The organism is Caballeronia zhejiangensis (assembly GCF_022879815.1).
In the GTDB taxonomy this organism is placed as follows: Bacteria; Pseudomonadota; Gammaproteobacteria; order Burkholderiales; family Burkholderiaceae; genus Caballeronia; species Caballeronia zhejiangensis.
Map to the genome: position 1 here is coordinate 1,433,419 of NZ_CP084283.1, position 19,592 is coordinate 1,453,010.

A 19,592-nucleotide genomic window follows, 5' to 3' on the forward strand; every position below is an offset into this window, starting at 1 on the left:
CCGGCCATCCGATCAGCATTCGCCAGATTCGAGGACTTCGCCTATGACGTCGCCGCTCTACGGGCAGATGATGGACATACCGCTGCTCGCGTCGTCCCTGCTGTCTCATGCCTCACGCCACTTCGGCGACAACGAGATCGTGTCGCGGCGCATCGAAGGCGATATCCACCGCTACACCTACCGCGATTGCGAGAAGCGCGCGAAACAACTGGCGCAGGCGCTGACCGCGCTCGGCGTCGAGCAGGGCGAGCGCATCGGCACGCTCGCGTGGAACGGCTACAGACATCTCGAATGCTATTACGGCATCAGCGGCATGGGCGCCGTGTGTCACACGATCAACCCGCGTCTCTTTCCGGATCAGATCGCGTTCATCATCGATCATGCGGACGATTCGTATGTCTGCTTCGACATGACTTTCGGTCCGCTCGTCGAACTGATCGCGCCGCAGTGCCCGAACGTGAAGGGCTGGATCGCGCTCGGCGATGCCGCGTGCATCGCCGAACATCTGTCGAACATGAGCGTGCCGGTGATGAGCTACGAAAGCCTCATCGGCGAGCACGACGGCGACTACGCATGGCCGATGCTCGATGAGCGTCAGGCATCGTTTCTCTGCTACACGTCGGGCACGACGGGCAATCCGAAAGGCGCGCTGTATTCGCATCGCTCGACGGTGCTGCACGCGTACGGCGCGGCGTTGCCGGACGCGATGGGCGCATCGTCGAGCGATGCGATCCTTCCCGTCGTGCCGATGTTCCACGTCAACGCATGGGGCATTCCGCACGCGGGGCCGCTCGTCGGCGCGAAGCTCGTCTTTCCCGGCAAGGATCTGGACGGCAAGTCGCTCTACGAATTGATGGAAGCCGAAGGCGTCACGTATTCCGCCGGCGTGCCGACGGTGTGGATGAGCCTGCTCACGTACATAAAGCAGCAGAACGTGCGTTTCTCGACGTTGAAGCGCACGGTAATCGGCGGCTCGGCGTGTCCGCCCGCGATGCTGCGCATCTTCGAGGAAGAGTACGGCGTGCAAGTGATCCACGCGTGGGGCATGACGGAGATGTCGCCGCTCGGCACCTTGTCGCGCCTCAGTTTCAGGCAGAAGCAGCGTCCGCTCGACGAGCAGCGCCGCTCGCTGGAAAAGCAGGGCCACGCGCTCTTTGGCGTGGACATGAAAGTCGTCGGCGACGACGGCACCGAACTGCCGTGGGACGGCAAATCGTTCGGCGATCTCCATGTGCGCGGGCCGTGGGTCATCGACCGGTATTTTCGCCGGGATGATTCTCCGCTCGTCGACGGCTGGTTCCCGACCGGCGATGTCGCGACCATCGATGAAGACGGGTTCATGCAGATCACCGATCGCAGCAAGGACGTAATCAAGTCCGGCGGCGAATGGATCAGCTCCATCGATCTGGAGAACATCGCGGTGTCGCATCCGCAGGTGGCGGAAGCGGCGTGCATCGCGTGCTCGCATCCGAAGTGGACCGAGCGGCCGCTGATCGTCGCGGTGCTGAAGCCGGGCGCGACCGTCACGCGCGAGGAACTGCTCGCGCATTTCGAGGGCAAGGTCGCGAAGTGGTGGATTCCGGACGATGTCGTGTTCGCCGAGGAACTGCCGCACACCGCGACGGGCAAGCTGCAGAAAGTGCGCCTGCGCGAGCAGTTTCGCGATTACGTGTTGCCCAACGCCGCGGAGAATCCGGTCTAGCTTTTTCTTGCGTCATCGAAAGCCCCGGCTCGCGGTGCGCGCGCCGGGGCTTCGTGCATTTCTGGCGATCGATTGGCGCGAAACGCGTCGTTTGAACGATCGTGCTTTTTTGTGTATTCTGCCCCGATCGCCCACAATCGATCTCATATCCGGTCGACAGGAGACACGTTCATGGCAGTGGACTACACGATCCGCGACGGCGTCGCCGTCATTACGCTCGATAATCCGCCGGTCAACGGTCTCGGGCATTCGACCCGGCTCGGCATCGTCGAAGGTGTCGAGCGCGCGAACGACGATGCCGACGTGCGCGCCATCGTCATCATCGGCGCGGGCAAGGCGTTCTCGGGCGGCGCGGACATCACCGAATTCAACACGCCGAAAGCCACGCAGGAACCGACGCTCATGACCGTCATCGCGACGCTCGAAGCGAGCGCGAAGCCCGTCGTCGCGGCGATTCACGCGGTCGCGATGGGCGGCGGTCTGGAACTCGCGCTCGGCGCGCATTACCGCGTCGCCGTGCCCGGTGCTCAGATCGCGCTGCCGGAAGTGAAGCTCGGGCTTTTGCCGGGCGCGGGCGGCACGCAGCGTCTGCCGCGCGTGGTCGGGCTGGAAACGGCGCTGAACATGATCGTGTCGGGCGCGCCGGTGCCTTCAGAAAAGCTCGCGCAAACCGCGCTTTTCGATGAACTCGCCGACGGCGATCTGCTGGAAAGCGCGTTGTCGTTCGCGCGCCGGGCCGCCGATCGCGGCGGTCCGCATCCGAAAGTCCGCGATCGCCAGATCGAGCATCCGAACGCCGAGGGTTTCATCCAGTTCGCGCGCAACAGTGTCGCGGGAGTCGCGAAGCATTTCCCGGCGCCGCACAAGTGCATCGATGCAATCGAAAAAGGCGTGAAGGAAGGTTTCGAGCGCGGTCTCGCCTTCGAGCGCGAATGCTTTCTCGCGCTCGTGCAGACGCCCGAAAGCCGCGCGTTGCGGCATGCGTTCTTCGGCGAACGCGCGGCTGCCAAGATCGCCGATGTCCCGTCGAACACGCCCGTGAGGAAGATCGAGCGCATCGGCGTGATCGGCGCGGGCACGATGGGCGGCGGCATCGCGATGAACTTTCTCAACGCCGGCCTGCCCGTCGTGCTGCTCGAAACGAAGCAGGACGCGCTCGATCGCGGCATCGCGACGATCCGGCGCAACTACGAGGCGCAGGTCAAGAAGGGCAAGCTCACGCAGGAAAAGGTCGAAGAGCGCATGGCGCTCATCGCGCCGACGCTTGCCTTTGGCGATCTGGCCCAGGCCGATCTGATCGTCGAAGCCGTGTTCGAAGACTTGAGCGTGAAGGAACAGGTCTTCCGTCAGCTCGACGAAATCGCAAAGTCCGGCGCGATCCTCGCATCGAATACATCGACGTTGAATCTCGACACGATCGCCTCGTTCACGAAGCGTCCCGGCGACGTGATCGGCATGCACTTCTTCAGCCCCGCGAACGTGATGAAGCTGCTCGAAGTCGTGCGCGGCGCGAAGACCGAAAAGGACGTGCTCGCAACGGTCATGCAGCTCGCGAAGAAAATCAGGAAGACGGCGGTGGTGTCGGGCGTATGCGACGGCTTCATCGGCAACCGGATGATCGAGCAGTACATCCGCCAAGCGCTCTTCATGCTGGAGGAAGGCGCGCTGCCGGCGCAGATCGATCGCGCGATCGAAAACTTCGGCTTCGCGATGGGGCCGTTTCGCATGAGCGATCTCGCGGGCAACGACATCGGCTGGGCGATCAGAAAGCGGCGTTATCGGGAGCAGCCGGAGCTGCATTATTCGCGCGTCGCGGATCGTCTGTGCGAGATGGGCCGCTTCGGCCAGAAGACCGGCGCGGGCTGGTACGACTATCAGCCGGGCAAGCGCGACGCGCTGCCGTCGAACGTGGTCGATGACATGATCGTCGCGTATTCGAAGGAACGCGGCGTCGAGCGGCGCAAGATCCGCGATGAAGAGATCGTCGAGCGTCTCGTGCTTTCGCTCGTGAACGAAGGCGCGAAGATTCTCGAGGAAGGCATCGCGGGCAAGGCTTCGGACATCGACATGGTTTATCTGACGGGCTACGGCTTTCCGCTCTGGCGCGGCGGCCCGATGCTGTATGCGGACACCATCGGCCTCTACAACGTGGAACGCGCGATGCGCAAATACGCGAAGCAGGCCAACGGCTACGCGTGGCAACCCGCCGCGCGCGTCACCGAACTCGCGCAATCGAATGGACGCTTCAATGGCTGATATCAAACCTGTCGAAGACGTGTTCCTCGCCGTGGACGTGCAGTACGACTTCATGCCGGGCGGCGCGCTTGCCGTCGCACACGGCGATGAAGTCGTGCCGGTCATCAATCGGCTTGCGCGCGCGTTCCCGCATGTCGTGCTGACGCAGGACTGGCATCCGCGCTCGCATGTGTCGTTCGCGGCGAATCACGAGGGCCGCGCGCCATTCGAGACGATGACCTTGCCTTACGGCGAACAGGTGCTGTGGCCGGTGCATTGCGTGCAGGACACGCGAGGCGCGGCGCTGCATCGCGATCTGCATGTGCCGCACGCGCGGCTCGTGATTCGCAAGGGGCACCACGAACACGTCGACAGCTATTCGGCGTTTCTCGAAGCGGACCGTTCGACACCGACCGGTCTCGAAGGCTATCTGCGCAACGTCGGCGCAAGACGCGTGTGGCTCGCCGGACTGGCGACGGACTATTGCGTCGCGTGGTCCGCGCTCGATGCGCGTGCGGCGGGCTTCGACGTCATCGTGATCGAGGACGCGTGCCGCGCGATCGATCTGAACGGCTCGCTCGACCGAGCATGGAACGACATGCGCGATGCGGGCGTGCAACGCGTGAGTTCGGACGAAATTCTCAAAGCGGGGGCAACGACATGACCGATGCAGTCATCGTATCGACGGCGCGCACCGCGCTCGCCAAATCGTGGCGCGGCGCGCTCAACATGACGCACGGCGCGACGCTCGGCGGCCATGTGACGAAGGCGGTCGTCGAACGCGCGGGCATCGATCCGGCGCGCGTCGAGGACGTCATCATGGGCTGCGCGAATCCGGAAGGCGCGACGGGCGCGAACATCGCGCGGCAGATCGCGTTGCGCGCGGGCTTGCCGGTTTCCGTCCCCGGCATGACGGTGAACCGCTTCTGCTCGTCGGGCTTGCAGACGATCGCGCTTGCCGCGCAGCGCGTGATGACGGGCGAGGGCGATGTGTTCGTCGCGGGCGGCGTCGAATCGATCTCGTGCGTGCAGAACGAGCTGAACCGTCACATGCTGACCGAAGGCTGGCTCAGGCAACACAAGCCCGAAATCTACTGGTCGATGTTGCAGACCGCCGAGAACGTCGCGAAGCGCTACGAGATAGCGAAAGAGCGGCAGGACGAATACGGCGTGCGCTCGCAGCAGCGCGCGGCGGCGGCGCGGGCGGCGGGCAAGTTCGACGATGAAATCGTGCCGATCACCGTGCTTGCCGGCATCGCCGATCAAGCGACGGGGCGCATGTTCACGCAAGAAGTGACGCTCGCCGCCGACGAAGGCATCCGCGCCGATACGACGCTCGAAGGCGTGTCGAAGATTCGCACCGCGCTGCCTGGCGGCGTGATCACGGCGGGCAACGCGAGCCAGTTCTCGGATGGCGCGTCGGCGTGCGTCGTGATGAGCGCGACGCTCGCCGAGAAGGAAGGTCTCGCGCCGCTCGGCATTTTTCGCGGCTTCGCGGTCGCGGGCTGCGAGCCGGACGAAATGGGCATCGGTCCGGTGTTCGCCGTGCCGAAGCTTTTGAAGCGCGCGGGCCTGTCCGTCGACGATATCGGCTTGTGGGAGCTGAACGAAGCGTTCGCCGTGCAAGTGCTCTATTGCCGCGACCGGCTCGGCATTCCCGACGAGCGCCTGAACGTGAACGGCGGCGCGATCGCGGTCGGGCATCCGTACGGCGTGTCGGGCGCGCGCCTGACGGGTCACGCGCTCATCGAAGGCAAGCGGCGTGGCGCGAAGTTCGTCGTGGTCACGATGTGCATCGGCGGCGGACAGGGCGCGGCGGGCCTTTTCGAAATCGTGTGAGCATTTGCGGCCCGGCGATTTTTGCTACGCTTCGAGATTCGTTCGATAACAGGAGTCGCCGTGCTACGTCACATCGTCATGTGGAAGCTGAAGGAAAACGCCGAGGGCGCGAGCCGCGCCGAAAACGCGCAGAAGCTGAAGGCGAAGCTCGAAACCTGCCGCAGCATCGTGAAAGGGCAAGGGCATTTCGAAGTCGGCACCGCGCAGCCGGGTTTCGATTGCACCTATGACGTCGTGCTCGTGTCCGACTTCGACGACAAGGCGGCGCTCGAAGCGTATCAGGTGCATCCGAAACATCAGGCGCTGAAGGACTTCGTCGCGGCGATCCGCGAAGCGCGTCAATGCGTCGACTACGAAGTGTGAGCGCGATGTCCTCTTCCGATCAACCTGCAAGCAACGGCGTCGCGCTCGAGAGCCCGTTCATCGATACGCTCGGCGTCGAGCTCGTCAAGGCGCAGGACGGCGAAAGCGAAGTGCGGCTGCCGCTTCGCGACGAACACCTGAACACCTGGGGCATCGCGCACGGCGGCGTCACGATGACGATGCTCGACGCATCGCTGGCGCTCGCCGCACGCAGCGTCGCGGGCGATGGCATCGGCGTCGTCACCGTCGAGATGAAGGTCAATTTCATGCAGCCGGGGCGCGGCGAATTGCGCGGTTACGGCCGCGTGTTGCATCGCTCGACGACGATGGCTTATTGCGAAGGCGAGATTCGCGACAGCGAAGGCCACTTCGTCGCGAAGGCGCTCGGCACGTTCAAGTACATGAAGCGGCTCGCGGTCGGGCGCGACATCGTCCGGCAGAAGATGCGGTCCGATCCGAAGGCGACGCCCGGTCCGAGCGACGCCTGAACACCATTCGAGCGAAGGAGGTTCAGCATGGCAGACGCACAGATCAACCGACAAATTCTGCTCGTGTCGCGTCCGCAAGGCGAGGCGTCGGTGTCGAATTTCAGGCTCGTCGAGAAGCCGCTTGCGCCGCTGAAGGACGGCGAAGTGCGCGTGCGCAATCACTATCTGTCGCTCGATCCGTACATGCGCGGCCGCATGGACGACGCGAAGTCGTACGCCGCGCCGCAACCGCTCGATGAAGTGATGATCGGCGGCACCGTGGGCGTCGTGAGCGAATCGCGCAATCCGGCGTTCAAGGCGGGCGATAGCGTCGTCGGCATGTTCGGCTGGCAGGAATACGGCACATCCGATGGCACCGGCCTGAACAAGGTCGATGCCTCGCGCGTGCCGCTTTCCGCGTATCTCGGCGCGGTCGGCATGCCGGGCGTCACGGCGTGGTACGGACTGAACCGCATCATCGAGCCGAAGGCGGGCGAGACGGTCGTCGTGTCGGCGGCGAGCGGCGCGGTGGGCAGCGTCGTCGGGCAACTGGCGAAGGCGGCGGGCTGCCGCGTGGTCGGCATCGCGGGCGGCGCGGACAAGTGCCGCTATGTCGTCGAGACGCTCGGCTTCGATGCGTGCGTCGATTACAAGGCCGGCAAGCTGCACGAAGATCTGAAAGCCGCGACGCCCGATGGCATCGACGGCTACTTCGAGAACGTCGGCGGCGACGTGCTCAATGCCGTGCTCGCGCGCATGAACGCGTTCGGGCGCATCGCCGTATGCGGGATGATCTCCAGTTACGACGGCAAGCCGACGCAATTGGACGCGCCGCGGCTGATCCTCACGCAGCGGTTGAAGCTGCAGGGCTTCATCGTCTCCGAACATCTCGATGTCTGGCCGCAGGCGCTGAACGAACTCGGCGAGCGTGTCGCGACGAAGAAGCTGCATTTTCGCGAGAGCATCGCCGAAGGGCTCGAGAATGCGCCTGAGGCATTTCTCGGCCTCCTGCGCGGCAAGAACTTCGGCAAGCAACTGGTGAAACTCGTGTGATGGATCGCTTCGAAGGCAAGGTCGCCGTCATCACGGGCGCGGGCAGCGGATTCGGGCGCGAGTTCGCGAAGAAGGGCGCGGCGCTCGGCATGAAGCTCGTGCTCGCCGATCTCGACACCGCCGGGCTCGCCGCGACCGTCGATGCGCTACGCGCGGCGGGCGGCGACGCGATCGGCATCACGACGGACGTATCCGACGCCGCTCAGGTGCACGCGCTCGCGCAGGCATCGCTCGACACTTACGGCGGCGTGCACATGCTCTTCAACAACGCGGGCGTCGGCGCGGGCGGCTTCGTGTGGGAGAACAGCGCGAACGACTGGCAATGGGTCTTCGGCGTGAACGTGATGGGCGTCGCGAACGGCCTGCGCGCGTTCGTGCCGATCATGCTCGAACAGAACGAGCCGGCGCATATCGTCAATACGGCGTCGGTGGCGGGCCTGCTCGCCGCGCCCGCGATGGGCGTCTACAACGCATCGAAGCACGCGGTCGTCGCGCTGACCGAGACGCTGCATCACGATTTGCGGCTGGCGGGCGCGTCGATGATCGGCGTGTCGCTGCTGTGTCCGGCGTTCGTCCCGACTGGCATCGCGGATGCCGAGCGCTCGCGCCCCGACGCGCTCGCCAACGACGCGCCGTACACCGCCTCGCAAAAGCTCGCGGCGCGGCAACTCACGCGGGCGGTAGAGGGCGGCAAGCTGTCGGCGCGCGACATCGCCGATTTGACGTTCGATGCGGTGCGCGAAGGGCGCTTCTATGTCATCACGCATCCGGCCATCATGCCGTCGGTGCAACTGCGGCTCGACGATATCGCGCAACTGCGCAACCCGACCGATCCGATGTCCCTGAAACGTCCGCGTTGATGTGCACGGTTCGTGGCATGATCGTGTCCCTTTGACGCTCTTTCCGCCGATGCCGCTCAATCCAAAGATCGCGCAAATTCTGGAGATGGTCGCGCGCGCGAATCGACCGCCGTATCACACGCTCACGCCGAAAGAGGCGCGCGCAGCCTACGCGATGAGCGCGCAGATTCTCGATATCGCGCCATTGCCGGTGCACGCCATCGAGGATCTGCGGATTCCCGTGCGCGATGGCGCAACGATCGGCGTGCGCGTCTATCATCCGATCGAGCCGAGCTGGGCGCGGCCTTCTCCGGGGCTTCTTTATTTTCACGGCGGCGGCTTCACCGTCGGCAGCGTGGCGACGCACGACGCGCTGTGCCGCAAGCTCGCGCACGATGCGCAATGCGCGGTCGTATCGGTCGATTACCGGCTTGCGCCGGAGCACAAGTTTCCCGTCGCCGTGACCGATGCCTTCGATGCGCTGCAATGGCTGGCGCGCGAGGCTCCGACGCTCGGCATCGATCCGGCGCGGCTCGCGGTTGGCGGCGACAGCGCGGGCGGCACGCTCGCGATCGTGTGCGCGGTGCTCGCGCGCGATGCGGGCATCGACCTGAAACTGCAATTGCTGATCTATCCGGGCACGAGCGCGTGGCAGAAGAGCGATTCCCATGCGCGCCTCGCGGACGGGTATCTGCTTTCAGGCGAAACGATTCAGTGGTTTTTCGCGCAGTATCTGCGTGATGATCGCGATCGCGACGACTGGCGTTTCGCACCGCTCGATGCGGCGCGCGGTACGCCGGATTTCGCGGGCGTCGCGCCGGCGTGGATCGCGGCGGCGGACTACGACCCGCTACACGACGAAGACACTGCGTTCGCGGCGAAACTCGAAGACGCGCGTGTGCCGGTCACGCTCAAGCGCTACGAAGGCATGATTCACGAATTCTTCAAGATGGGCGGTTTCGTACCGGAAGTAGCGGCGGCGCACGCGGATGCGGTGAGGGCGTTGCGGGAGGCGTTCGGGACGCTGTAGAAGCTGGCTCACCCATGATTAGAATCCGAATTATCGGCCCATGACCAGGAAAACGCCTCGCTCCTTCATCTATCTCGGCGCGCTGTTCATCTTGCTTCTCGTCGCTACATTGAATGTGTACAACCTCAATGAAGCATACGGCGACGGTCCGCCGTACTACGCGCGCACGACGAACATGGACAAGTGGACCGATCCTCTTCCCGCGCTCGTTGCGGTCGATGCCATTGCCGTCGTGCTGATCGCTGCGATCCTCTGTATCTCACGCGAAGGAAACGCTGATCAACCGATCTCAAACGAAAAAGCCCGCTCAAACGCCCCCGGCCTCACGACGCGATGCGAGCCGTCATCGTCGCTGCGTTCCTTGATTTCCAGCGCTAACCCGAGCGCCGCCGGATTCACGCGCAAGGCCGTCGTGCTGCGCGTGCCGTAATCGGCCGTTTCGATGAACGCCGCCGACAGCACGCGCTCCCGCTCGATCGAAATCCCCGTCGATGGCAGATGTTCGTCGTTCGCGATGCGCGGGTCGCGCAACGTCTCGATGAGCACATCGAGCGACGGACGTTCATCTGCGTGAATCAGATCGCACAGCGCCTCCCGCTGCGCGACGAGCTTCGGCCACGGCGTATTCAACAGGCTGTTCGACAAACCGTGCACGCCTGCATCGAGCAAAGCGGGCGGCGCGTCGGCACGATTGCCGTACCAGCCGAGTTCGCGCCGCAAGAAGTCGCCGCAAAGCAGATTGAACCCGTTATACCGATGCCCTTCGCGCGCCACGCCCTGCAGATAGTCGAGCGGCGCCATGCGCTCGCCCGCGAGAAAAGCGCTCACGAGCGTGCCGCGCGTCGGCGCATTCGGCTGCATGTCGCCCGGCGCGCGATAGTTGGTCAGCGCCGCGAAGCGCCCGTCGCGCGATACGCCGAGCCACGTCCCGCCGCCCGTCAGATCGCGGCCGGCGAGCACGTCTGGCGCGTCTTGCCACCAGTGCATCGGTTCGGCGTCGCGGCGAAAGAATTCATCGCGATTGGCGGAAAGCGTCAGCAATGCGCGGCCGTTTTCCTGCGACGCCGCGGGTTGCCAGTCGAAGACGATCAGACACATGCGCGCTCGACCTCAGGCGTCGGCCGGAAACGCGTAGGGCAGCGGCACGAACGTAAGCGCGGGGCCATCGGCGGAACCGACATGCACCGAGCCATTGTCAAGCGCCGCGAGCTTGATCTCGACGAGACAATCGACGCCGCCATGCTCCGCGGGCGCGACGTTGACGACGAGTCCGCACGGCTGGCCGGGATCGTCCGAATGAAAGAGCTCCGCGCCGGGCGTCGCGCTCTCGACGTGCGCGAGCGCCGTGCGCCGCTTGATCGTGCCGCGATACTGGCTGCGCGCGACGATCTCCTGCCCGGGATAGCAGCCCTTCTTGAAGTTCACCGCGCCGAGCACGTCGAAGTTGACCATTTGCGGGACGAACTGCTCGACCGTCGCGTGCGTGATGCGCGGCTCGCCCGCGTGGATGTCGAGCCAGTCCCACATCTGCTCGGGCACGCGCTTGAGTTTTTCATCGAGTTTCGCGAGTTGCGCCTCGACATCGGCTTTCGGGCCGACCCACAGGAAGCGCGGCCGATGCGCCGCGTCCGGCACGCGGATCAGCGAACCGTGCGGGCCTTCGACCTTGACATGCACGCCGTCGGGCAGCGCATCGAAAATGCCGGAGAGCGCCGCGCGCACGTCGCCCGCGAAGCCGACGGCGGCCACTTCGGGCGTCGCGTCGGTGAGTTTCGCCTTCGCGCGCAGTACGAACATCGACAGGCGTTTCTGCACGGCCGCCTGCACGTCGTGTGCGATCAGGAGACGCACGGCGTCGGCGGTGCGCCACATCAGGAACGAGCCGAGGAGCCGGCCCTTGGCCGAGCAGTAGCCCGCGAGACGCGCGGTCGACGCGTCGAGATGCTGGACGTCGTTCGTAAGCTGACTGTGCAGGAACGAGGCGGCGTCCTCGCCCTTGACGTCGATCACGCCGAACTGGGTGAGCGGCATGTATGCGCCGGCGGTCTTGACGGAATCGAAGTCTGAAGCGGCGAGAGCGATGGTCTGGGAATTCATGAGTCGGCGGGCTGTCAATCCTATCGTTTGGGCGCGGGCCCGGGAATGCGGCTCTGGCGCAGGCGGCAAGTTATTATATTGGTCTTATCTCAAGCGTGTTTCGCATGTCCTTTCTGAAGAAATGCGTCGTGGCAGCGGTGCTCGCCGCCGTGCTCGCGGCAGCCGTCGCGGGCGGCGTGTACTGGTGGGCCAACCGGCCCATGGAATTGCCGACGCCCGAACTCGACGTCACCATCAAGCCCCACAGCAGCCTGCGCAGCGTGAGCGCCCAGTTGAATCGCGGGGGCGTGCCCGTCGAGCCCGAGCTTTTCGTGCTGATGACGCGCGTGCTCGGCCTGTCCGCGCAACTGAAATCGGGCAATTACGCGTTCAAGACCGGCATCACGCCTTATGAGGTGCTGGAGAAGATCGCGCGCGGCGACGTCAACGAATATGTCGCGACCGTCATCGAAGGCTGGACGCTGCAGAAAATGCGCGGCGAGCTCGACAGCAATCCCGCGCTCAAGCACGACACCGTCGGCATGACCGACACCGACCTGCTGCGCGCGATTGGCGCGGCCGAAGTCGACAAGGCGTCCGCCGAGGGCCTGTTCTTCCCCGACACCTATCTGTTCGACAAAGGCACGAGCGATCTGGCCGTCTACAAACGCGCGTATCGGCTGATGCAGGCGCGCCTCACGGAAGCGTGGAACACGCGCGCACCGAATCTGCCTTACAAGACGCCTTATGAAGCGCTCGTGATGGCGTCCATCGTCGAGAAGGAGACGGGGCGCGCTGCGGACCGGCCGCTCGTCGCGGCGGTGTTCGCGAACCGGCTGCGCATCGGCATGCCGCTACAGACGGACCCGAGCGTGATCTACGGCTTAGGCCCGGCCTACGGCGGCAAGCTGAAGAAAAAGGACCTGCAGACGGACACTCCGTACAATACCTACACGCGCATGGGCCTGCCGCCGACGCCGATCGCGCTGCCCGGCGTGGCCGCACTGAACGCCACGCTCAATCCCGCCTCGAGCAACGCGCTGTATTTCGTGTCGCGCGGCGACGGCAGCAGCATCTTTTCCGACAATCTCGGCGACCACAACAAGGCCGTCGACAAATACATCCGGGGTCAATGAATGGCGCGCGGCAAGTTCATCACGTTCGAAGGCATCGACGGCGCGGGCAAGACCACGCATCTGGACTGGTTCCGCGAACGGCTCGAAGCCAAAGTGGAACCGGGCGGGCATCGTGTCGTCATGACGCGCGAGCCGGGCGGCACGCCGCTCGGTGAAACCCTGCGCGGCATCCTGCTGAATCAGCCGATGGACCTCGAAACCGAAGCGCTGCTCATGTTCGCCGCGCGCCGCGAGCATCTGGCGCAGGTGATCGAACCGGCGCTGTCGCGCGGCGACTGGGTGCTGTCGGACCGTTTCACCGACGCCACGTTCGCGTATCAGGGCGGCGGCCGCGGTCTGCCGCGCGACAAGCTCGAAGCGCTCGAACGCTGGGTGCAGGGCGGTTTCCAGCCCGATCTGACCGTGCTTTTCGACGTGCCGACCGACACCGCGAGCGAGCGCCGCTCGGCCGCGCGCGCGCCCGACAAGTTCGAAAGCGAATCCGAGGCATTTTTCGAGCGCACGCGCAGCGAGTATCTGCGCCGCGCGGATGAATCGCCGCAGCGCTTTTTCATCGTCGATTCGACGCGCTCCATCGACGAGATTCGCAAAAAGCTCGAAGAAGTTATCGCAAGCGTCTGAGTTCAAAAGAATCTATCGATGATCTATCCCTGGCAAACCGACGACTGGCAGCGTCTGCAGCAATTGCGCGCGCACTGGCCGCACGCGCTCCTGCTGCACGGAGAAGCGGGCATCGGCAAGCTGCAGTTCGCCCAGCATCTCGCGCAGGGTTTGCTGTGTGAGACGCCCGCCGCGAATGGCGAGCCGTGCGGGACTTGTCCGGCGTGTCACTGGTTCTCGCAAGGCAATCATCCCGATTACCGCGCGGTGCTGCCCGAAGCGCTCGCGGGCCTTGCCGCAACCGGCGACGCAGCCGACGCTCCCGCCGACAAAGCCGATGGCGAAGAAGGCAAGAAGACCCGCACGCCGAGCAAGGAAATCAAGATCGAGCAGGTGCGCGGGCTGCTGGATTTCTGTGGCGTGGGCTCGCATCGGGGCGGCTTGCGCGTCGTCGTGCTGTATCCGGCCGAGGCGCTCAACGTCGCAGCGGCGAACGCGCTCTTGAAGACGCTCGAAGAACCGCCGTCGGGCGTCGTGTTCCTGCTGGTGTCGGCGCGCGTCGACCGGCTGTTGCCGACGATCATCAGCCGCTGCCGCCAATGGCCGATGAGCGTGCCGCCGGCGAACGAAGCGAGTGCGTGGCTCGCGTCGCAAGGCGTCGACGATCCGGCGGCGCTCCTTGCGCAGGCGGGCGGCGCGCCGCTCGCTGCGCTCGCGCTGGCGAACGACGAGAACCGCGCCTTGCGCGACTTCGCGCTCGCGCAACTTGCCGCCGGACCGAATTGCGATGCCTTCGCGTGCGGCGAAAACCTGCAGAAGCTGCCGGTGCCGCTCGTGCTCGGCTGGTTGCAGCGCTGGCTTTACGATCTGCTCGCGCAACGCACGGCTAGCCGTCCGCGCTATTTCCCCGACGCGGCGAAGGCGCTCGCACGTTGCGCGCAAAGCGCCGATCCGGCCGCGCTCGCGCGCTACATGAAGACCGTCACGCGGCAGCGCGCGGTGGAAAATCATCCGCTGAACGCGCGCCTCGTGTTCGAGGAACTGTTCATGGGCTATCGCGGGATCTATACGGCCTGAGCGGCCAGAGCGGCCTGAGCGGCAGAGACCGTCGAGCCGCGCCGCAAGGAATGCACCAAGGAGCACCCGATGTTTGTCGATTCACACTGTCATATCAACTTCGAAGGGCTCGCGGACCGATTGCCCGACGTCCTCGACAAGATGCGCGCGCATTCCGTGACACATGCGCTGTGCGTGTCGGTGGATCTCGAGACGCTGCCTTCGGTGCTCGCGATCGCCGAACAGCACGAAAACGTCTATGCGTCGGTCGGAGTGCATCCCGACCACGAGGATATGCGCGAGCCGAGCGTCGCGGAACTCGTCGAGCTGGCGAAGCATCCGAAAGTTTGCGCGATCGGCGAAACCGGGCTCGACTACTATCGGCTGGAAGGGCGCAGCATCGCCGACATGGAATGGCAGCGCGAACGCTTTCGCACGCATATCCGCGCCGCGCACGCGACGGGCAAGCCGCTCATCATCCACACGCGGTCGTCGTCGGACGACACCTTGCGCATCATGCAGGAAGAGCGCGCGGACGTGCCGGGCGGCGTCATGCATTGCTTCACCGAACCGTGGGAGATCGCCGAACGGGCGCTCGCGCAGAATTTTCATATCTCGCTGTCGGGCATCGTCACGTTCAAGAAGGCAACCGATGTGCAGGACGTCGCGCGGCGCGTGCCGATCGAGCGCCTGCTCATCGAAACCGATTCGCCGTACCTCGCGCCGGTGCCGTATCGCGGCAAGCCGAATGAACCTGCGTACGTGAGTTATGTCGGACGTTTCATCGCGCAGTTGCGCGAGCAGCCGGAAGAGGCCGTCGCGCAGGCGACCACCGACAACTTCTTCCGGCTCTTCAAGATCGCGCGGCCAGTCTGAGGGCGGCCGGCCCGCGCGCAAAAAAACTGTTCCAAGGCAATTCGAAGGTCACTTATGAACACTTCCCCGATGGTTTCCACTCTGAACACGACGCGCGGTGCGCGCAAGGGCACGGCCGTGCGCGGACTCGTCGCCGGCGCGCTGCTGGCGGCCTGCGCGATCGCTCAGCCGGTCTGGGCCGCGTCCGTGGACTCACTCATCAAGGCGGTCAAGTTCGACGACGTATCGGCGGTCAAGAAGCAGCTCGCGCAGGGCGCGGACCCGAACACCGTCGACAACACGGGCACGCCGATCCTCGTGATCGCCGCGCGCGAGAAGTCCGACAAGGTCGGCCAGTTGCTCGCCGACAACCCAAAGACCGACCTCGAAAAGCTTGATCCCGCCGGCGAAAACGCGATGATGCTTGCCGCGCTCAATGGCGACGCGACCTTCGTGAATCTGCTGATCGCCAAGGACGCCGAAGTGAACAAGAAAGGCTGGACGCCGCTGCACTACGCCGCGACCAACGGCCATGACGACATCGTGAAGATTCTGGTCGACCATTCGGCCTATATCGACGCGGGTTCGCCCAACGGCACGACGCCGCTCATGATGGCGGCGCGCGGCGGTCATCTTTCGACGGTCAAGCTGCTGCTCGACTCGGGCGCCGATCTGCGCGTGAAGAATCAGCTCGGCCTGACGGCGGTGGATTTCGCGCAGAAGTACAACGAGAAAGATGTCGCCGAAGGTCTGAAGGCGCGTCTGGACTCGATGCAACAAGGCGGCGGCGCTGCGCAAAGCGGCTCAAACGGTGCAAAATAACGGCGCGACATCAAGTCACGGGGCGAGCGCGGTCAGGCGCGGCCGCGCATCGCTCCGAACCCGTTGCTCCGACCAAGCCGCCGCTCAACATAAAAGGAAGACCATGCTGCGGGAATTCGTCCTCGCCTGTGCTCTCGCGACGCCCGTCTGTGCGTTCGCGTTTACCGGCAACGATCTGAACAAGCTCTGCACCAAAACGGATCCCAACTCACGGACCGCCTGCGCGGCCTATATCGAAGGCGCGGCGGACGGCATCTACAACACGATCGAGGCGATCGGCGGAACCTCCGGGCCGCAGGTCGGCCAGTACTTCTGCCTGCCGGCGGACGTGAAGCCGCAGCAGCTTACGGACGCGGTGCGCAAGTACATCGCCAACAATCCCGACAAGGCCGATTTCAACGCGACCACGATGGTTTCGCTCGGACTCGGCAAGGCGTTTCCCTGCAAGGCGGAACGCTGAGCATCTGGTGACGCCGGAGCACTGGCGTCACGCTTGCTGAACCAAGAGGCGACGGCCGCGCCCGGACGGCCATCGCCGCTGCTGTCTGCAACCTGGCGCAATATCGCGCAGCACCACGCATCCGTGCGATGCGACCGCCGTATCCTCCTCGCCGCTTTCACTTTCTCGAGGCTGATCCCGCGACGCTCATGCTCTCACTCGACCATTTCCTGAATCTTGCGGAACGTCCGCTCGGCACCTGGCCCGGCGCGCTCGTCGTGGCCGTCATCGCGGTGGCGTTTGCGATTGCCGCGCATCGCATCGGCGCGCGCATTCTCGTGCGCATCGCGCGTCCTTATCCGCTGATGAGCGTCGTGCTGCGCTATATCGACACGCCCGCGCTCATCCTGCTCATCATCCTCGGGCTCGGTTTCATGATCTTCGAGGCGCCCGATACGCTGCCGTTCATCGGCGTGCTGCGCGATGTCGAGACCGTCGCGCTGATCGTCGCGCTCACGTTTCTCGCGGCGCGCTCGGCGGGCGCGGTGGGCGAGGCGATCGTGCAGGCGCATCCGCTCGACACCGACGACAATCTCAACGCCCGCCGCATCCACACGCAGGCGCGCGTGCTCGCGCGCTCGGTGATGGTGGTGATCGTAATCATCGGTTTCGGCGCGGCGCTGATGGCGTTTCCGAGCGTGCGGCAGATCGGCGCGAGCCTGCTGGCGTCGGCGGGCGTCGCCGGGCTCGTCGCCGGTATCGCCGCGCGGCCGGTGCTCGGCAATCTGATCGCGGGCTTGCAGATCGCGCTGTCGCAGCCGATTCGCCTCGACGATGTCGTCGTGATTCAGGGCGAATGGGGACGCGTCGAGGAAATCACGGGCACGTACGTGTCGATCCGCATCTGGGATCAGCGGCGGCTGATCGTGCCGTTGCAGTGGTTCATCGAGAATCCGTTCACGAACTGGACGCGCAACAGCTCGCAGATCATCGGCACGGTGTTTCTGTATGTCGATTACCGGATGCCGCTCGCGCCGCTGCGCGAGGAGCTGGAGCGCATCCTCGAGCACGCGCCGGAATGGGATGGCCGTGTGCAGGTGCTGCAGGTCACCGACGCCACCGACCGCGCGATGCAACTGCGCGTGCTCGTCAGTTCGTTCGACTCGGCGCTGAATTGGGATTTGCGCTGCCGCGTGCGCGAAGGGCTCGTGAACTTCGTGCAGGCGACTTATCCGCACTATCTGCCGCGCGCGCGGGCGGATCTGTCGACCGACAAGGAAAGTCACGTCGATTTCGCGCCGCCGCTCGAAAGGGCGGGCACGGCACACGCGGCAAGCACGGCGAATACGGCCGCCGATCCGGTCGCGAGCCGCGGCGAGCCGACCGGGCCGGACCCGTGGGCGCACCCGGCGGCGTCCACCGCGCCGGCGCCGGCAGAAAAGACCTGACGGAAACCCGCGCGGCGTTTCCGGGTCGAAAATTTCGGGTTGATGCTGAGAAAGTCACGTTAAGTCACGTTATTCACGTTCGAAGAGGAAAAGGAAAGTCTATGAGCCGTCTCGTCGTCGTATCCAACCGGGTCGCCACGCCGACCGAAACCAAGGGCTCCGCGGGCGGGCTCGCCGTCGGCGTCTTCGGCGCGCTGAAGGACAGCGGCGGCGTCTGGTTCGGCTGGAGCGGCGACGTCGTGAGCGAAACCGTCGCGAATCAGGGACCGAAACTCGAACAGGACGGCGCGGTGACCTTTGCGACCGTCGGCCTGCCGAAAAAGGACTACGACCAGTACTACCGCGGTTTCTCGAACGCGATGCTGTGGCCGGTTTTCCACTATCGCAACGATCTCGCCGTCTACGACCGGGACGAGTACGCGGGCTACCGGCGCGTGAACGCGTGGCTCGCGCACAAGCTCATCAAGCTGCTCGAACCCGGCGACATCATCTGGGTCCACGACTATCACATGATCCCGTTCGCCGAGGCGCTGCGCTCGGCGGGCATCACGAATCGCATCGGCTTCTTTTTGCACATTCCGTTTCCGTCGCCGCAGATCCTGTTGAACATTCCGCCGCACGAGGAACTGGTGAAGTCGCTGTGCTGCTATGACGTCGTCGGGTTTCAGACGGAAAGCGATCGCGTCGCGTTTCACGACTACATCGTCCGGCACGCGCACGGCACCGCGACCCCCGACGGCCACGTCGAGGCGTTCGGACGCAAGCTGCGGACGAACGTTTATCGCATCGGCGTGTTTCCCGATGAAATCGCCGAGCAGGCCGAACGCGGCGAGGCGCGTCAGGACGTGATGGACCTGAAGCAGAGCCTCGAAGGCCGTAAGCTCATCATGAGCGTGGATCGGCTCGATTACTCGAAAGGACTGGTCGAGCGCTTCCGCGCGTTCGAGCATTTTCTGGAAAAGTCGCCCGAGTGGCGCGGCAATGTCACGCTCGTGCAGATCGCGCCGCCGACGCGCTCGGACGTCGAAACCTATCAGCAGATTCGCCAGAACCTGGAGTACGAAGCGGGGCGCATCAACGGACGTTACTCCGGGCTCGATTACACGCCGATCCGCTATCTCAATCAGCGATACGACCGCTGGAAGCTGATGTCGCTGTTTCGCGAATCGCAGATCGGGCTCGTCACGCCGCTGCGCGACGGCATGAATCTCGTCGCGAAGGAATACGTCGCGGCGCAGAATCCCGACGATCCCGGCGTGCTCGTGCTTTCCCAGTTCGCCGGCGCGGCCGATGAAATGACCGGCGCGGTGATGGTCAATCCACACGATATCGTCGGCACGAGCGAAGCGATCGGCCGCGCGCTGGCGATGCCGCTCGCCGAGCGCAAGCAGCGCTACGAAACCAACATGGCGGCGCTGCGCAAGCACGATCTGGGCGTGTGGCGCGACAACTTCCTCGCCGATCTGCGCGGCGATGCCGAACGGTAACCGTCGCCGGAAACGAATGTTTCCGTGCTGTAACAGAGCGATGAAAGTGCAAGAGACGTCCGGAACGGGCGCATCCGCACTCGATAATGGGCTTCATCGCAGCGGATGGCGGAACGATTCGTAAGGGCAAACCTCGTTGTCCGGC

The 19,592-nt window shown here is 64.8% G+C and carries 19 protein-coding genes; 17 read left to right on the plus strand and 2 right to left on the minus strand.

Annotation, left to right across the window (positions count from 1 at the left end):
- Window positions 1-43 precede the first annotated feature (43 nt).
- The 9 genes from LDZ23_RS06895 (at window position 44) to LDZ23_RS06935 (ending at window position 9,528) form a co-directional block, all read left to right on the plus strand.
- A complete protein-coding gene (locus tag LDZ23_RS06895) occupies window positions 44-1,702 on the plus strand; it encodes a 3-(methylthio)propionyl-CoA ligase (protein ID WP_008349706.1) in 1,659 nt (552 codons plus the stop codon).
- Between the two features lie 171 nt (window positions 1,703-1,873).
- A complete protein-coding gene (locus tag LDZ23_RS06900) occupies window positions 1,874-3,958 on the plus strand; it encodes a 3-hydroxyacyl-CoA dehydrogenase NAD-binding domain-containing protein (RefSeq protein ID WP_008349705.1) in 2,085 nt (694 codons plus the stop codon).
- A complete protein-coding gene (pncA, locus tag LDZ23_RS06905; protein ID WP_249798848.1) occupies window positions 3,951-4,601 on the plus strand; it encodes a bifunctional nicotinamidase/pyrazinamidase in 651 nt (216 codons plus the stop codon). Before LDZ23_RS06900 ends, pncA begins: the two co-directional genes overlap by 8 nt.
- Window positions 4,598-5,776, plus strand: a complete 1,179-nt coding sequence (locus LDZ23_RS06910) for an acetyl-CoA C-acyltransferase (RefSeq protein ID WP_034473389.1) — start codon at window positions 4,598-4,600, stop codon at window positions 5,774-5,776. The genes pncA and LDZ23_RS06910 overlap by 4 nt, the downstream gene beginning before the upstream one ends.
- Before the next feature lie 60 nt (window positions 5,777-5,836).
- Entirely contained in the window at window positions 5,837-6,139 is a 303-nt protein-coding gene (locus tag LDZ23_RS06915) for a Dabb family protein (protein ID WP_061161325.1), read from the plus strand.
- A gap of 5 nt (window positions 6,140-6,144) precedes the next feature.
- Window positions 6,145-6,627 carry a PaaI family thioesterase gene (locus LDZ23_RS06920; RefSeq protein ID WP_008349701.1) on the plus strand — a complete coding sequence of 161 codons (483 nt, stop codon included), beginning with the start codon at window positions 6,145-6,147 and terminating at the stop codon, window positions 6,625-6,627.
- 27 nt (window positions 6,628-6,654) lie between these two features.
- A complete protein-coding gene (locus LDZ23_RS06925; RefSeq protein ID WP_244808079.1) occupies window positions 6,655-7,659 on the plus strand; it encodes an NADP-dependent oxidoreductase in 1,005 nt (334 codons plus the stop codon).
- A complete protein-coding gene (locus tag LDZ23_RS06930; protein WP_034473386.1) occupies window positions 7,659-8,519 on the plus strand; it encodes an SDR family oxidoreductase in 861 nt (286 codons plus the stop codon). The genes LDZ23_RS06925 and LDZ23_RS06930 overlap by 1 nt, the downstream gene beginning before the upstream one ends.
- A gap of 49 nt (window positions 8,520-8,568) precedes the next feature.
- On the plus strand, window positions 8,569-9,528 hold the full coding sequence (locus LDZ23_RS06935) for an alpha/beta hydrolase (RefSeq protein WP_244808080.1): 960 nt from the start codon (window positions 8,569-8,571) through the stop codon (window positions 9,526-9,528).
- Window positions 9,529-9,807: 279 nt separating this feature from the next.
- Here LDZ23_RS06935 and LDZ23_RS06945 read toward each other — a convergent pair whose 3' ends face one another.
- Both LDZ23_RS06945 and ygfZ read right to left on the minus strand, forming a co-directional pair.
- Window positions 9,808-10,626 (minus strand): NRDE family protein, encoded by an 819-nt coding sequence (locus LDZ23_RS06945; protein WP_244808081.1) that lies wholly within the window; start codon window positions 10,624-10,626, stop codon window positions 9,808-9,810.
- Between the two features lie 12 nt (window positions 10,627-10,638).
- Window positions 10,639-11,625, minus strand: coding sequence for a CAF17-like 4Fe-4S cluster assembly/insertion protein YgfZ (gene ygfZ, locus LDZ23_RS06950; RefSeq protein ID WP_008349691.1), 987 nt, complete (start codon window positions 11,623-11,625; stop codon window positions 10,639-10,641).
- Between the two features lie 104 nt (window positions 11,626-11,729).
- Here ygfZ and mltG point away from each other — a divergent pair, with 104 nt between their 5' ends.
- From mltG to otsA, 8 genes are all read left to right on the plus strand, one after another.
- Complete coding sequence (mltG, locus tag LDZ23_RS06955; protein ID WP_008349688.1) at window positions 11,730-12,740, plus strand: endolytic transglycosylase MltG; 1,011 nt, start codon at window positions 11,730-11,732, stop codon at window positions 12,738-12,740.
- On the plus strand, window positions 12,741-13,361 hold the full coding sequence (gene tmk, locus LDZ23_RS06960) for a dTMP kinase (protein WP_008349687.1): 621 nt from the start codon (window positions 12,741-12,743) through the stop codon (window positions 13,359-13,361).
- 18 nt (window positions 13,362-13,379) lie between these two features.
- The gene (locus tag LDZ23_RS06965) at window positions 13,380-14,417 is read left to right on the plus strand and encodes a DNA polymerase III subunit delta' (RefSeq protein ID WP_244808082.1); all 1,038 of its coding nucleotides are present in this window, start codon (window positions 13,380-13,382) and stop codon (window positions 14,415-14,417) included.
- 69 nt (window positions 14,418-14,486) lie between these two features.
- Complete coding sequence (locus LDZ23_RS06970) at window positions 14,487-15,272, plus strand: TatD family hydrolase (protein WP_008349683.1); 786 nt, start codon at window positions 14,487-14,489, stop codon at window positions 15,270-15,272.
- 54 nt (window positions 15,273-15,326) lie between these two features.
- Window positions 15,327-16,073, plus strand: a complete 747-nt coding sequence (locus LDZ23_RS06975) for an ankyrin repeat domain-containing protein (protein ID WP_033535925.1) — start codon at window positions 15,327-15,329, stop codon at window positions 16,071-16,073.
- Between the two features lie 103 nt (window positions 16,074-16,176).
- Window positions 16,177-16,533, plus strand: coding sequence for a Rap1a/Tai family immunity protein (locus LDZ23_RS06980; RefSeq protein ID WP_008349679.1), 357 nt, complete (start codon window positions 16,177-16,179; stop codon window positions 16,531-16,533).
- Between the two features lie 188 nt (window positions 16,534-16,721).
- Window positions 16,722-17,960, plus strand: a complete 1,239-nt coding sequence (locus tag LDZ23_RS06985) for a mechanosensitive ion channel family protein (protein ID WP_244808083.1) — start codon at window positions 16,722-16,724, stop codon at window positions 17,958-17,960.
- Window positions 17,961-18,061: 101 nt separating this feature from the next.
- Window positions 18,062-19,447 (plus strand): alpha,alpha-trehalose-phosphate synthase (UDP-forming), encoded by a 1,386-nt coding sequence (gene otsA, locus LDZ23_RS06990; RefSeq protein WP_175982897.1) that lies wholly within the window; start codon window positions 18,062-18,064, stop codon window positions 19,445-19,447.
- Window positions 19,448-19,592: the final 145 nt, after the last annotated feature.